This is a genomic window from Actinoplanes sp. NPDC004185 (assembly GCF_053603475.1).
The window spans coordinates 65,381-79,681 of sequence record NZ_JBSGFR010000034.1; the positions used below are offsets into that span (position 1 = coordinate 65,381).

Annotated in this window: 13 protein-coding genes; 11 read left to right on the forward strand and 2 right to left on the reverse strand. The window is 71.8% G+C overall.

Features of this window, described 5'->3' with window-relative positions:
* Positions 1-1,773: 1,773 nt before the first annotated feature.
* Positions 1,774-2,904 carry a MalY/PatB family protein gene (locus tag ACWEOZ_RS30290; RefSeq protein ID WP_451914066.1) on the reverse strand — a complete coding sequence of 377 codons (1,131 nt, stop codon included), beginning with the start codon at positions 2,902-2,904 and terminating at the stop codon, positions 1,774-1,776.
* 65 nt (positions 2,905-2,969) lie between these two features.
* Here ACWEOZ_RS30290 and ACWEOZ_RS30295 point away from each other — a divergent pair, with 65 nt between their 5' ends.
* From ACWEOZ_RS30295 to ACWEOZ_RS30345, 11 genes are all read left to right on the forward strand, one after another.
* On the forward strand, positions 2,970-3,782 hold the full coding sequence (locus tag ACWEOZ_RS30295) for a TrmH family RNA methyltransferase (protein ID WP_451914067.1): 813 nt from the start codon (positions 2,970-2,972) through the stop codon (positions 3,780-3,782).
* Between the two features lie 324 nt (positions 3,783-4,106).
* Entirely contained in the window at positions 4,107-5,135 is a 1,029-nt protein-coding gene (locus ACWEOZ_RS30300) for an ABC transporter substrate-binding protein (protein ID WP_451914068.1), read from the forward strand.
* Positions 5,132-5,953: an ABC transporter ATP-binding protein gene (locus ACWEOZ_RS30305; RefSeq protein WP_451914069.1), complete on the forward strand. Its 822-nt coding sequence runs from the start codon at positions 5,132-5,134 to the stop codon at positions 5,951-5,953. Before ACWEOZ_RS30300 ends, ACWEOZ_RS30305 begins: the two co-directional genes overlap by 4 nt.
* A complete protein-coding gene (locus tag ACWEOZ_RS30310; RefSeq protein ID WP_451914070.1) occupies positions 5,946-6,791 on the forward strand; it encodes an ABC transporter permease in 846 nt (281 codons plus the stop codon). Before ACWEOZ_RS30305 ends, ACWEOZ_RS30310 begins: the two co-directional genes overlap by 8 nt.
* 11 nt (positions 6,792-6,802) lie before the next feature.
* Positions 6,803-7,717: a TauD/TfdA dioxygenase family protein gene (locus ACWEOZ_RS30315; protein ID WP_451914071.1), complete on the forward strand. Its 915-nt coding sequence runs from the start codon at positions 6,803-6,805 to the stop codon at positions 7,715-7,717.
* Positions 7,714-9,069 carry an LLM class flavin-dependent oxidoreductase gene (locus ACWEOZ_RS30320; RefSeq protein ID WP_451914072.1) on the forward strand — a complete coding sequence of 452 codons (1,356 nt, stop codon included), beginning with the start codon at positions 7,714-7,716 and terminating at the stop codon, positions 9,067-9,069. Before ACWEOZ_RS30315 ends, ACWEOZ_RS30320 begins: the two co-directional genes overlap by 4 nt.
* Complete coding sequence (locus ACWEOZ_RS30325) at positions 9,066-10,508, forward strand: MFS transporter (RefSeq protein ID WP_451914073.1); 1,443 nt, start codon at positions 9,066-9,068, stop codon at positions 10,506-10,508. The genes ACWEOZ_RS30320 and ACWEOZ_RS30325 overlap by 4 nt, the downstream gene beginning before the upstream one ends.
* Before the next feature lie 41 nt (positions 10,509-10,549).
* On the forward strand, positions 10,550-11,491 hold the full coding sequence (locus ACWEOZ_RS30330) for a phosphotransferase family protein (RefSeq protein WP_451914074.1): 942 nt from the start codon (positions 10,550-10,552) through the stop codon (positions 11,489-11,491).
* A 22-nt stretch (positions 11,492-11,513) separates the two neighbouring features.
* The gene (locus tag ACWEOZ_RS30335) at positions 11,514-11,861 is read left to right on the forward strand and encodes a GntR family transcriptional regulator (protein ID WP_451914075.1); all 348 of its coding nucleotides are present in this window, start codon (positions 11,514-11,516) and stop codon (positions 11,859-11,861) included.
* A 22-nt stretch (positions 11,862-11,883) separates the two neighbouring features.
* Positions 11,884-12,360, forward strand: a complete 477-nt coding sequence (locus tag ACWEOZ_RS30340) for a hypothetical protein (protein ID WP_451914076.1) — start codon at positions 11,884-11,886, stop codon at positions 12,358-12,360.
* Positions 12,361-12,766: 406 nt separating this feature from the next.
* Positions 12,767-13,078 carry a hypothetical protein gene (locus tag ACWEOZ_RS30345; RefSeq protein ID WP_451914077.1) on the forward strand — a complete coding sequence of 104 codons (312 nt, stop codon included), beginning with the start codon at positions 12,767-12,769 and terminating at the stop codon, positions 13,076-13,078.
* A gap of 118 nt (positions 13,079-13,196) precedes the next feature.
* On the opposite strand, the gene ACWEOZ_RS30350 is transcribed toward ACWEOZ_RS30345, so the two are convergent.
* The gene (locus ACWEOZ_RS30350) at positions 13,197-13,979 is read right to left on the reverse strand and encodes an RNA polymerase sigma factor SigF (protein ID WP_451914105.1); all 783 of its coding nucleotides are present in this window, start codon (positions 13,977-13,979) and stop codon (positions 13,197-13,199) included.
* Positions 13,980-14,301 lie beyond the last annotated feature (322 nt).

Genomic DNA, 14,301 nt, shown 5'->3' on the forward strand with positions numbered 1-14,301 from the left:
GGACCGGCGCCGCCCGGGACCGCTCCGCCCGGGACCGCTCCGCCCGGGACCGCTCCGCCAGGGATCGTTCCGCCAGGGATCGCTCCGCCCGGAACCGCTCCACCCGGAAACGCGCCGCCAGCGACCGCCCCGCCAGGACTCGCTCCACCCGGAACCGCGCCGCCCGGGGTTGCCCCGCCAGGACTCGCTCCGCCCGGGACCGCCCCGCCAGGCACCGCCCCACCCGGGACCGCCCCACCAGGCACCGCCCCACCCGGGACCGTTCCACCCGGGACCGCCCCACCAGGCACCGCCCCACCAGGCACAGCCCCACCAGGCACCGCCGCACCGGGGGTCGCCCCGCCAGGGAGTCCGCTCCCCGGGGCTACGCCTCCGGGAACGGTCGCGCCGGGGGTGGACCCGCCGGGAGCAGACGCGCCGGGAACCGGCGATGTGCCGAGGCCTCCCGGGGCCATGCCTGCACCGAAGGCTCGGCCCGCGCCGGCAGCCGACCTCCACCCGGCACCCGCCCCTGTGCCGGAACCAGGACCGGCGCCCGGGGTCGTTCCTGGGCGCGGACCCGCGCCCGAGGCCGTCCCCGAACCGGAACCCGGCCCTCCTCCTGAACCAGAACCCGCTCCCGAGCCGGAACCGGCGCCCGGGGCCCCGCCCGAGCCGACTCCGGTTCCCGCACCGGGGGTCGTGCCCTCGCCGGATGTTCCCGGAGTGGATCCCGCGCCGCCGCCTGGCGCAGGCACCGCGCCGGGCAGCGGCGTCGCGCCGGGCACCGGAGTCGTGCTGAACGCCGACGGAAGGGCCCGATTGCCGCCACGCAGAAGCGGGAAGCCGGAGCCGGACGATCCCGATCCGATCGGATTCGGCAGCACCCGTCCACCGTCGCCTGCGCCGGAATCCGGCAGGAAGTCGTCGAGGTCGGGCACGGCCGGCACCGAGCCCGGCCGCATCGGCACACCGCCCGGCACCGGCGTCGTGCCGGACCGGCCGGGAGCCCATCCGGGCGAGTCGACGCTCCCGGGAACTACCGGTTCGCCGGAGTCACTCCCCGGAAGCGGCACAGACCCGCCGGCATCCGGAACTACATAGCCGGGCCCGGACCCGGTCCCGGGCGGAGGCGCGGAAGGAGTCGGGCCACCCGGTGACGAGGGAACGGTGCCGGGCGGGGAAGGCGCTTGATAGGGCGGCCGCGGCCCACGAGGCATCGGCCCGACACTCGCTTGCCAGGACCGGCCGTCGTTCCCGGCCGTCTCCCGTTCCACGCGCGGCACTCCGCCGGCCGAAATGTCCCGCAGGGGATGCGCCGCAGGCAGGTCCGGCGAGCTCGCCGCAGACAGGCCGGTCAAATCAGCCGCAGGCAGCCCGGAGGGATCCGCCGTAGGCAGGCCGGGCAGACCCGCCGCAGGCAGCCCAGGTGGATTCGCCGGAGGCAAAGCACCAACCGGCCCCGCCTGACTCTCGCTGGCGAAAGAAGGCGCCTGCGCGGGCGGAGAGCCCTGACCTGGAGGCGACGCAGCCGGCCAGTCGGGATGCATCATCCAGTCGGGATGGACCGGCTCGGCGGCGGGCGATTCCTCGGCCTCCGCACCACCCAGAGCAGCCGTCGCATCAGCCGCCCCCGCGGCAGCCGCGTCCGGTGCGGCGAGCCGGAGCCGGATGGCTCGCAGCAGCGCCAGCATATGAGGGTCGGACCCGGGACCGGACGACACCAGCACACCCCCGACGGCAGAACAACGCGAACAGTACAACCGTACTGCCGCAGCGTCCGGGCCGCCGCCGCTACCTGTCGGTGGCGCTCGCCATACGTGCGGTCGCCTCGTTGAGGATATCCGCGTTTGTGCCGAAGTTCAGCCGAACGAAGCCTGCGCCGCGGGCGCCGAAGCGGGTGCCTGGTTCGAGGCCTACCCGGGCGCGGGACAGGAACAGCTCCCGGGGTTCGTTGTCGTCGCCCAGCGCTCGGCAATCCAGCCAGGCCAGGTAAGTCGCTTCCGGCGGGATCCAGTTGATCATCGGGAGGCGGGTGCGGAGCTGCTCACCCAGTTCGGTGCGGCGGGCGGCCAGTTCGGTGAGCACGTTGTCCAGCCAGGCGTCGCCCTCGGTGAAGGCCGCCACCGTGGCCACCACGCCGAAGTGGCCCGTACGCCAGCGGATGTCCGGTGGGAGGCGCTTGACCAGGGCCGCCATGGCCGGGCCCGCGGTCACGATGGCAGCGCATTTGAGGCCGGTCAGGTTGAAGGCCTTGCTCGCCGACACCAGGCTCACCGTGACCTCCCCCGCGCCGGGGACGGTCAGGGCGGGCGTGAAGTCGGCGCCCGGCAGCACCAGCGGGGAGTGGATCTCGTCGCTGATGATCGTCACGCCGTACAGTCGGGCCAGCCGGACCAGGGCCGCGAGCTCGTCGTGGGTGTGCACGCGGCCGACCGGATTGTGCGGATTGCACAGGATATAGACCGCGGGGTGGGCGGCGAAGGCCGCCTCGATGGCCGGCAGGTCCAAGCGGTATCCGGCGGTGAGCGGCACCTCCCGCAGGTGCACGCCGGCCTCCGGCGGCCAGTCGAAGAACGGCGGGTAGACCGGCGGGCTGATCGCCACGGTGTCGCCCGGGCGGGTGAGCATCCGCAGCAGCTCGACCGCGCCGACGCCCACGTCGGTGACCGCGGTGACCGCGGCCGGGTCCACCTGCCACCCCCAGCGCCGGGCCGCGAAGCCGGCGACCGCCTCGCCGAGCTCCGGCTCCGCCGCCGAGTAGCCGGTGTCGGAAGCGTCGACGGCCGCCCGCAGGGCGGCGGTCACGGCCGGGGCCAGCGAGCAGTCCATCTCGGCGACGCCCATCGGCAGAACATCATCGGGGTACGTGCGCCACTTGGCACTGCGGCGCTTGCGCAGGGTCTCCAGCGAATCGACGAACATCCCCCCATCCTGCCGCGTACCGGTCGGTCGTGGGTGGCCCGGCGACGGCAGGCAGAATGCCGGTTGTGCCAGCACTGAGCATCACCGACCCCGACGACCCGCGGATCGCCGACTACCGGGCGCTGACCGATGTCGAGCTGCGGACCAAGTGGGAGCCGCCCAACGGGCTCTTCATCGCCGAGGGCGAACTGGTGATCCACCGTGCGCTGCGGGCCGGGTACCGGCTGCGGTCCGCCCTGGTCGACGAGAAGCGGGTCGACCAGCTCGGTGAGCTGCCCGCCGACGCGCCGCTCTACGCGGCCGCCCCGCACGTGCTGGAGTCGGTCACCGGCTTCCACGTCCACCGGGGCATCCTGGCGTCCTTCCACCGGCGGGCGCTGACGCCGCTGGACCAGCTTCTTGCCGGGGCGCGTCGGCTGGCCGTGCTGGAGGGGCTGAACACCCACACGAATCTCGGCGCGCTCTTCCGCAGCGCGGCGGCGCTCGGCATCGACGCGGTGGTGCTCTCCCCCACCTGCGCGGACCCGCTGTACCGGCGGGCCGTGCGGGTCAGCATGGGCGAGGTCTTCGCCATCCCGTACGCGAAAGCCGACGACTGGCCGCAGACCCTCGCCGCCGTCCGGGCCGCCGGTTTCACCCTGCTCGCAATGACGCCGGCGCCCGACGCCGTGGCGCTGCAGCACCTCACCGCCGCCCAGCGGGAACGGCCCGCGCTGTTGCTGGGCGCCGAGGGTCCCGGGCTCACCCGCCAGGCGCTGGAGGCCAGCGACGTCCGCGTCGTCATCCCGATGCACAACAATGTGGACTCACTGAACGTCGCGACCGCCGCCGCCATCGCCTTCTGGGAGCTCGGCCGCACCGCCGCCACACCGGTTTAGATATCCCATCCAACCTATGGGAAATGTATGTGTCCTGAGTCACAAAGTGGCTGACGCCGACCGGCCCGGACATTTACGTTGCTCACATGAACCGGAGCAAGCGTCTCACGCGGCGCCGCTTCGTCGACTTCCTCCGGGTGTGCTCCTGCACCTGTTGAGTCCGACGGCCGCGCACAGCTACCCAGCTATCTGACCGACCGCCGCCATCAGCACCTGACACCGCCACCTGCGCTGACGCACGTGGCGCGATGACGCCTGCCCTCCTCACCGACCGGACCTGCGCCGGCCGGTCGCTGACCCGCACCCATCGCTAGGAGCGATCCCATGAAGACACCCAGATTCGCCGTGGCTGCCGCGCTGGCCGGCGCACTGCTGGCCACCTCCGCGCTCAGCGCCTGCGGCAGTGCCGCCGCCGGTGGTGGCGGCGCCCAGACCAAGGAGCTGCGCTACCAGGGCTGGGTCGGCCAGGTGACCCCGGCGGAGCTGGCCGAGGATCTCGGCTATCTCGGCGACGTGAAGCTCAAGTGGATCGGCAACACCATCAGCGGTCCGCAGGACATCCAGGCCGCGACCACCGGGGACGTCGACTTCGGCGGCGCCTTCAACGGCGCGATCGTCAAGCTCAAGGCGTCCAAGGCCCCGATCACCGCGGTCATCGGCTACTACGGCGCCGACAAGGACAGCTACAACGGCTTCTTCGTGCCCGAGGACAGTCCGATCAGGACCGCGCGGGACCTGGTCGGCAAGAAGATCGGCGTCAACACGCTGGGTGCGCACGCCGAGGCGATCACCAAGACCTACCTCAAGCGCAACGGCCTGACGCCCGCGGAGATCAAGCAGGTCGAGCTGGTCGTCGTGCCGCCGGTCAACACCGAGCAGTCGCTGCGGCAGGGCCAGATCGACGTCGCCTCGCTCAGCGGCGCGCTGCGGGACAAGGCGCTGGAGCGCGGCGGGCTGCGCCCGCTCTACACCGACTTCGAGCTGCTCGGGCCGTTCACCGGCGGCAGCTACGTGGTGCGCAACGACTTCCTCAAGAAGAACCCCGACACGGTACGCGCGTTCGTGACCGGCACGGCCAAGGCGATTGACTGGAGCCGCACCCAGCCGCGCGACACGGTCATCGCCCGCTTCCGTTCCATCCTGACCAAGCGGGCCCGTAACGAGGACGACAGCCAGCTCAAGTTCTGGAAGAGCTACGGCGTGGCCGGCAAGGGCGGCACGATCACCGACGCCGACTTCAGCACCTGGATCGAGTGGCTGGACAGCATCGGCGAGCTCAAGGACGACAGCCTGAAGCCGGCCGACATCTACACCAACGAGTACAACGACGTCGCCTCGGGCGGTGCCCGATGAGCACGCCGAAGATCCGCTTCGACCACGTCGGCAAGGTCTTCCAGGCCCGGGGCACCAGCGTCACCGCCCTGCAGGACATCAACCTGGACGTCCGCGCCGGTGAGTTCCTGGTCCTGGTCGGGCCCAGCGGCTGCGGCAAGTCCACCCTGCTCGACCTGCTCGGTGGGCTGGCCACCCCGTCCAGCGGCCGGATCCTGGTCGACGACCGGCCGGTCACCGGGCCGGGCCTGGACCGCGGCGTCGTGTTCCAGCAGTACGCCCTGCTGCCCTGGCGGACCGCGCTGGGCAACGTCCAGTTCGGTCTCGAGGCCAAGCACGTGCCCCGCCGCGAACGCGCCGCCCAGGCCCGTGAATACCTGGACCTCGTGGGGCTGTCCGGCTTCCACGACCGCTACCCGCACGAGCTCTCCGGCGGCATGAAGCAGCGCGTGGCGATCGCGCGCAGCCTCGCCTTCGACCCGGACGTGCTGCTCATGGACGAGCCGTTCGCCGCGCTGGACGCGCAGACCCGTGACGGGCTGCAGGACGAGCTGCTGCGGATCTGGGAGAAGACCGGCAAGACCGTCGTGTTCATCACCCACGGCATCGAGGAGGCCGTCTACCTCGGACAGCGGGTGGCGGTCATGACGTCCCGGCCCGGCCGGATCAAGCAGGTCGTGGACGTGCCCATCACCGCCCGGTCGGCCACCGAGGACCTGCGCTCCGACCCCGAGTTCGCCCGCTACCGCCATGAGATCTGGACTCTGCTGCGCGACGAGGTGCGCCAGGCCCGCCGCGAGGAGCTGGGCCTGCACGAGAAGGAGAACGCGAGTGTCTAGCCTCATCGAGTCCCGGCCGGCGCCGGCAGCTGTCGCCCGGCCGGCGCCTGTGGTCGCGTACCCCGGGATCCGTCGTTTTCTGCGCGGAGCCGGCGCGGTCGGCACCCGGGTGGTCGCCGTGGCGGCCCTGGCCGCCGTCTGGGAGGTCTTCCCCCGGCTCGGGCTGGTCGACGCCACCTTCCTGCCGCCGCTGTCGGACGTGCTGGTCGCCTGGTGGCAGCTGGTGCAGTCCGGGGAGCTGATCGACCACGCCCAGGCCAGCCTGGGTCGCTCGCTGGCCGGGTTTGGCCTGGCCGTCGTGGCGGCCATCCCGCTGGGTCTGCTGATCGGCTGGTCCAAACCGGCGGCGACGCTGCTCACGCCGCTACTGGAGGTGTTCCGCAACACCGCCGCGCTGGCGCTGCTGCCGGTGTTCGTTCTCATCCTCGGGCTGGGTGAGACGTCCAAAGTGGCGATCATCTTCTACGCCTGCTCGTGGCCGATCCTGCTGAACACGGTCAGCGGCGTGCGGACCGTCGACCCGTTGCTGATCAAGTCGGCCCGCTCGCTGGGGCTCGGTCCGCTGCGGTTGTTCCAGAAGGTCGTGCTGCCGGCCGCCGTGCCGACCATCTTCACCGGGATCCGGCTGGCCGGCGCCTACTCGATCCTGATCCTGATCGCCGCCGAGATGGTCGGGGCCAAGGCCGGCCTCGGCTACCTCATCAACTACGCCCAGTACAACTTCGCCGTGCCCGACATGTACGCGGGAATCATCACGATCTCCGCCATCGGCCTCGTCGTGAACCAGGTCCTGATCATCACCGAGCGCCGCTTCTCCACGTGGCGCACCACCAGCTAGGAGGCACCGTCATGACGATCGCTCCCACCACCACCGAGGTGCGCCGCATCGGCGGACGGATCGGCGCCGAGGTCATCGGCGTGGACCTCGCCCGGCCGATCGACACCGAACTCGCGGCCCGGCTCACCAGCGCGCTGGTCGAGCACAAGGTGCTCATCTTCCGTGGCCAGGACCTCGACGACGAGGCCCACCTGCGTTTCGCCGGCACCTTCGGGCCGCTGACCACCGCCCACCCGACCGTCCCCTCGGTCGACGGACACGCCAACATTCTCGCGGTGCAGGGCGGGGAAGGTGCCCGCGCCAACTCGTGGCACACCGACGTGACGTTCGTTGTCGCCCCGCCCAAAGCAACGACCCTGCGCAGCCTGGTCATCCCGCCGTACGGGGGCGACACGCTCTTCGCCAACACCGCCGCCGCGTACACCGACCTGCCGGAACACCTGCGGCTGCTGGCCGACCGGCTGTGGGCCGTGCACACCAACGACCACGACTACGCCGAGCACCCGCAGTTCCGTACCGAGGAGGTCGAGGCGTACCACAAGGTCTTCACCGCCCAGCGGTACCGCACCGCGCACCCGGTGGTGCGCATCCATCCCGAGTCGGGCACCCCCAACCTGTTCATCGGCGGTTTCGCCGACACGATCATCGGCCTGTCCCGGACCGAGTCGAAGGATCTGCTGCGGCTGCTGCAGGCCTACGTGACCCGGCCGGAGAACACGCTGCGCCATCACTGGGCGGTCGGTGACGTCGTGGTCTTCGACAACCGCACGACCCAGCACTACGCCGCCGACGACTACGGCGACCTGCCCCGCAAGCTGCACCGGGTCACCGTCGCCGGGACCGTGCCGGTGGGCGCGGACGGCGCGAGCAGCTACGTCATCGAGGGCGACGAGGCGAGCCACTACACCCCGCAGGCAGCGCGATGAGCCGGCCCGGGCAGCTGCACCTGAACGCGTTCCTGATGGGCGTCGGGCACCACGAGGCCGCGTGGCGGCTTCCCGAGAGCGACCCGCGCGCCGATGTCGACGTCGAGCACTACAAGAACCTGGCCCGGATCGCCGAACGCGGCAAGCTCGATTCCCTGTTCCTCGCCGACGGGCCGGTGCTGTGGGACCAGGTCGGGCGCCGCCCGTCCGGCACGCTGGAGCCGACCGTGCTGCTCACCGCGCTCGCCGGGGCCACCGAGCGGATCGGGCTGATCGCCACGGCGTCGACCACCTACAACGAGCCGTACAACCTGGCCCGCCGGTTCGCCTCGCTGGACCTGGTCAGCGGGGGCCGGGCCGGCTGGAACATCGTCACCACGGCCGGGCTCGACGCCGCCCGCAACTTCAACCTGGACCGGCTCCCGGCGCACAGCGAGCGCTACGAGCGGGCCGCCGAGTTCGTCGACGTCTCGCTCAAGCTCTGGGACTCCTGGGACGACGACGTGGTGCTCGCCGACAAGGCGAGCGGGGTGTGGGGCGACCAGGACAGGATCTATCCGCCGGCCCACGTGGGCGCCCACTTCCGGGTGGCCGGCGCGCTCAACGTGCCGCGCACCCCGCAGGGCCATCCGCTGCTGGTGCAGGCCGGCTCCTCGGCCAACGGCCGCAACTTCGCCGCCCGCTACGCCGAGGCGGTCTTCACCGCCCACCAGACGCTCGCGGATGCGCAGGAGTTCTACGACGATCTCAAGCGGCGCGCGGCCGAGCACGGCCGGGACCCCTACCACATCAAGATCCTGCCGGGGATCGTGCCGCTGATCGGCGCCACCGAGGCCGAGGCCCGCGAGCTCGACGCGGAGCTCAACCGGCTGATCCGCGCCGAGTTCGCGCTGCCCGGCCTGGCCGAGCTGCTCGGCGTGGACATCGGCGAGCTGCGCCTGGATCAGGAACTGCCGGCGCACCTGCCGGCCGAGGAGGAGATCGAGGGGGCGAAGAGCCGCCGCACGCTGGTGGTCAACCTCGGCCGCCGCGAGCGGCTCACGGTCCGCGAGATCATCGCCCGGCTGGGCGGCGGGCGCGGGCACCTGACCTTCACCGGTACGGCCGACCAGGTCGCCGACAAGATCGAGTCCTGGTACGACAACGGCGCGGCCGACGGCTTCAACATCATGCCGCCGGTGCTCCCGTCCTCGCTGACCCGGTTCGTCGACGAGGTGGTACCGATCCTGCAGGAACGCGGCCGGTTCCGTACCGAGTACACCGGACGGACCCTGCGCGAGCACTACGGGCTGCCGCGCCCGGCCAACCGCAACACCGTCGTGGCGCCGGCAGCCGTGGCGTCGCGGCCGTGACAGCAGGCCCACGGCTCGGCGGCGGCCCGGTGGAAGCCCGGGTCGCCGCCGTCCTCGCCGGGCTCTGCCTGGCCACCGCCGCCTACTCGGTGCTGCAGTCGCTGGTCGTCCCGGCGCTCGGCGTCTTCCGGCACGAGCTCGGCACGACCCCGTCCGGCGCCGCGTGGATCCTGACCGGATTCCTGCTCAGCGCGTCGGTGTCCACCCCGCTGCTGGGCCGGCTCGCCGACCTGTACGGCAAGCGCAGCGTCCTGCTCGGCGCGCTCGCCGCGATGAGCGCCGGCTCGGTGCTGTCCGCGCTCGCCGACGGGCTCGCCCTGATGGTGGCCGGGCGGGCGGTCCAGGGCCTCGGCGGGGCCGTCTTCCCGCTCTGCTTCGCCCTGATACGCGACCACGTGCCACCGGTACGCCGGCCCCGGGCCTTCGTCGCCGTCTCGACTGTGATGAGCGTGGGCGGCGCTGCCGGCACGGTCGCCGCCGGGCCACTGCTCACCGTGGTGTCGTCCCGGTGGTTGTTCGGCATCCCGGCGCTGGTGTCCGTGCTGGCGGCGATCCCGGTGGCGGCGTTGCTCCCACGCGGAATCCGCCGCCGCGACGACGGGGGGATCGACTGGCCGGGCGCGGTCCTGCTGGCCACCTGGCTCGGCCTGCTCCTGCTGGCGATCAGCCTCTCCGGCTCGTACGGCTGGACGGCCCCGCCGGTGTGGGGTTCGGCCCTGGCCGCACCCGCGGTCGCGACGCTGTGGCTGGTCCGGCAGCACCGGGCCCGGCACCCGCTGGTCGACCTGCGCACCATGGCCCTGCCCACGGTCCGCGCCACCAACGCCGCGACGCTGCTGCTCGGCGTCGGCATGTTCGGCTCGTGGATGCTGGTGCCGCTGCTCGTGGCCCAGCCATCGAGCAGCGGGATCGGTTTCGGGGCCAGCCCGAGCGTGGTCGGGCTGGTGATGCTGCCGACCGCGCTGGGCACGCTGCTGGTCATGCCCCTGCAGAGCCGGCTGGTCCGGCGGCACGGGCCACGCGCAGCGCTCACGGTGGGCACGGCCACGGCCGGTTCGGCGTACCTGCTGCTGGCGGTGCTGCACGGGACCATCGCGCAGGTGTGCCTGGCTGTCCTGCTGATGGGGGCGGGCGTCGGGCTCGCGTTCGCGGCCGTCGGGGCCCTGGTGGTCGAGGCGGTGCCACCCGAGCGGACCGGGGTGTCGGCGGCGGTCAACACCGTCATGCGTACGGTCGGCGGCAGCCTGGGCGCCACCCTCGGCGGCACCGTGCTGACCTGGTCGGTGAACGCGTCGGGCCAGCCCAGCCCCCGGTCGTACGCGATCGCCATGCTGGTGTTCGCGGCAGCCCTGTTCGGGGCGCTGCTGTGCGCCGTGCGGATCCCCCGCCCGGTGCCGGTGACCGGGCCGGCGCCCGTGGCGGCCCCGGCGACCGGATAAATGGGGCGCCGAACGGTCGCTCCGGCGGACACAATCCCGGCATGACGACCCAGGCAACCGGCGTACGGATCGGCTGGACGGACCTTCCCGGCGAGGTGCGTGCGGCGATCGAGGACCTGCTCGGCTCCCCCGTGGTGGAGGCCGTGTCGCAGCCGGGTGGGTTCTCCCCCGGCACCGCCGACCGGGTACGGACCGCAGCCGGCACCCGGGCCTTCGTCAAAGCGGTCGGCACGGCCCAGAATCAGGTCAGCGTCGACATGCACCGCCGCGAGGCAGCCGTCACGGCACGCCTGCCGAAGGAGATAGCAGCGCCGCGCCTGCTGGGCACCTACGACGACGGCGAGTGGGTCGCCCTCGTCCTCGAGGACGTGCCCGGGCGGCATCCGCACACTCCGTGGCAGGCCGGTGAGCTGGCCACCGTACTCGCCGTGCTGCGGGATCTGGCTCGCCGGGTGACCCCGTCGCCGGTCACCGACGTACCGCCGGCCACCGAGGTCCTCGGCCACGACTTCGGCGGCTGGGAGCGGATCGCCGCCGACCCGCCGGCCGGCCTCGATCCCTGGGCCGGGAAGAATCTCGACCGGCTGTGCGCGCTCGCCGACCGGGCGCGGACCGCGATCGCCGGGGACACGCTCGTGCACCTGGACGTGCGGGCCGACAACCTGCTGCTCGGCCCGGACGGCCGGGTCACGCTGGTCGACTGGCCCTGGGCCTGCCGCGGCGCGGCCTGGGTGGACACGGTGCTGCTCCTGATCAACGTACGGCTGTACGGCGGGCAGCCGGCGGACCGGTTACTGGCCGAGCACACCTCCGGCGCCGCACCGCAGGATCTGACCGCGGTCCTCGCCGGCATGGCGGGCTTCTTCCTCGACGCCGCCCGCCAACCGGACCCGCCCGGCCTGCCGACCGTCCGCGACTTCCAGCGGGCCCAAGGTGTGGCGACGCTGGACTGGGTGCGCGAGCGGCTTGACGCACCCGAATAATGGTGCTGATAATGCTAGCACTATGAGGTGGCTGATCGATCATTCGTCGCGGGAGCTGCTGCAGCACCAGATCGCCCGATGCGTCCGCCAGGGCGTGGCCTCGGGCGAGCTCAAGGTGGGTGAGCAGCTACCACCGGCGGCCGAGCTGGCGTCGGCACTGTCCGTGGATCGCAACACCGTGCTGACCGCGTACCGGCAGCTGCGGGACGACGGCCTGCTGGAGTTCCGCCGGGGCCGGGGCGCGCGCGTCGCGTCGACCATGACCGAGCCGGCCCCGGTCGCCGAGGCGGCCCAGGAACTGGTGGCGGTGGCCCGCCGGCACGGGCTCGGCCGCAACGATCTGATCCGCCTCATCGAGCAGCTGACCTGACCCACCGAAAGGACGGTGCCCCGTGACGGCATCCGCACTGCCCGGCCCGTTCTCCCTCTACACCGGACGGGTCACCAACTGGCCCATGGTGATCCTGAGCGCCGCCCTGGTGGTGCCGCTGATCGTCCTGGGCAACGCCGGAGACGGCAGCCGGCCCGGCCTGACGGTCCCGCTCCTCGTCGCGGCCACCGCCGTACTGGTCAACGTGCTGACGGCCGGAAGCGTCCGGACGGCGGCCGGACCGAACGGCGTCTTCGTCCGCTTCGGAGTCTTCGGCTGGCCGCGCGGCACCTATCGCATCGAGCAGATCACCCGCGCCGAGGTCATCGACGTGTCGCCGTGGTCCGTGGCCTACGGCTTCTGGTGGACGCCGCGCCGCACATCCTGCACGGTCCGCTCCGGGCCGGCCCTGCGGCTGACCCTGCGCACCGGCCGGACGGTCACCATCACGGTGCCGGACGCTCACGCAGCCGTCGCCGCCATTCCCGCAGTGCGGTAGACAACAACGCCCGCACCGGACCAGTACTGCGGCTATCGAGTCGGTCAGACTGTCGTCGTCGCCTGCCTGTTCGCCATCGCGGTGACTGCTTTCGTGCTGCCGGGATTTCTCTGACCAATGTCGGTGGGGTCGCGGTGGTTTGGCGGTGGCCATTCCGGGGCACACCCCGGCCGCCGGTTTTACCCGCACGTCAATAAGGGAAATGAATCACCGCGGCACCGATTCACCGGCCCACAAAACGTGACCGGCCCTGACCAGGAAAAGTATCCCGCGGATACCGCGAACCGGACCCGCTCGAAAAACTTATTGTGTGAATTCCTGAGCCCGGGGCACTCCACGTTCACCGGCGGCATCACGCCATCGGTACCCCCTACAGCAACGCTGACAGCTTAAGGAAATGGTCACAATGACGACGTCCACCCGCGGTACCAATGACACCAAGACCGTTGCGCGCACCCGTACGCACGGCGAGGAGACGAAGCCCTCCTTCAAGACCACCGAGCTGATCGTCTACGTGGCCGCCGTTCTGGGCGTGCTGATCGCCTCCTACGTGGTCGGCGACCGCGCCAACAACGACGGCACAGACATCTTCGCCGCCGACAAGGCGTGGTGGTACATCACTCTGCTCACCATCGGTTACATGGTCAGCCGCGGCCTGGCCAAGGCCGGCAGCCGCAGCAGCGACACCGACCCGCGTACCGACTCGCACAACCACTGAGCCTCCTGATCGACCAGCGGCCCCGGCGGGTCGAGCCAGCCCGAGCGGCATGGCTCCCGCCGGGGTTTCGCCGGTTGTAGGCCCTGTATCGAGCCGGCGGGCTCTCCGGGGGACCGCGTCAGCCGGCGTCGATCCGGTCGCGGAGCGTCAGAAGGGCCCGGGAGAGCAGCCTCGAGACGTGCATCTGCGAGATGCCGAGCTGCTCGGCGATCTGCGCCTGCGTCAGGTTGCCGTAGAACCGCAGAGCGACGATCTTCTGATCCCGGGCGTCGAGCGACGCGAGGGCCGGCCCGAGGGCAAGGCGCATGTCGACGAGTTCGAGATCGTGGTCATAGCCGCCGAGCGTGTCGCCCAGCTCCCGGTCTCCCTCGGCGCCGATCGGAGTGGCGAGGCTGGTGGCGCTGTAGGCCATGGCTCCCTCGAGCCCTTCCAACACCGATTCCTCGGTGATCCCGAGGTGGACGGCGATGTCCGCCACCGTCGGTGAACGACCCAGGGTGTGGGTGAGCGTGTTGTTGGCCGTCGTGATAGCCGCCCGGAGCTCCTGCAGCCGCCGCGGCACCCGGATGGACCAGGTGCGGTCGCGGAAGTGGCGCTTGATCTCGCCCAGAATGGTGGGAATGGCGAAGCCGGCGAAGTCGACTCCCCGGTCCGGGTCGAACCGGTCGATCGCCTTGATCAGACCGATCGTCGCCGTCTGCGTCAGATCGTCCTGGGGCTCGCCTCGGCCGTAGTAACGGTGGGCGAGATGCTGCGCCAGCGGCAGCCACGCCTCGATGGCGCGCTCGCGGAGACGGGCCTTGGCCGGATCGTCCGCCGGCAGGACGGCCATGGCCCGCACCAGCTGCACGGCGTCGGTGACGTCCCGCTGGCCGCCGGGGCCGGTCGGGGCCTCGGGCATGTCGGTCATCGAGGTGGCGGCTGTCACGTTCATGGTCGTCCTTCCGCTGATGCTGAGGACCTCGTTCACGGGCGACTCGTCCGTCGCGGAGAGCTGCCCGCCGGGCGGCGTCATAGACACTCTCCGGACCATACCGCCGATCAATCGACGCAGCAACCGACGCAACTTGTCGGATGCGCCGGGGGTGCGACGGGAGGATCTTGCTCCCTGGCACGACGACGGGGCCTCGCGTACCGTGCGCCTGTGAATCCGACCGCCGTGGCAGACGTCGACGACGGCGCGACCCTCGCTCAAGCGCCCGGCCGGCGCTGGACCACCCAGC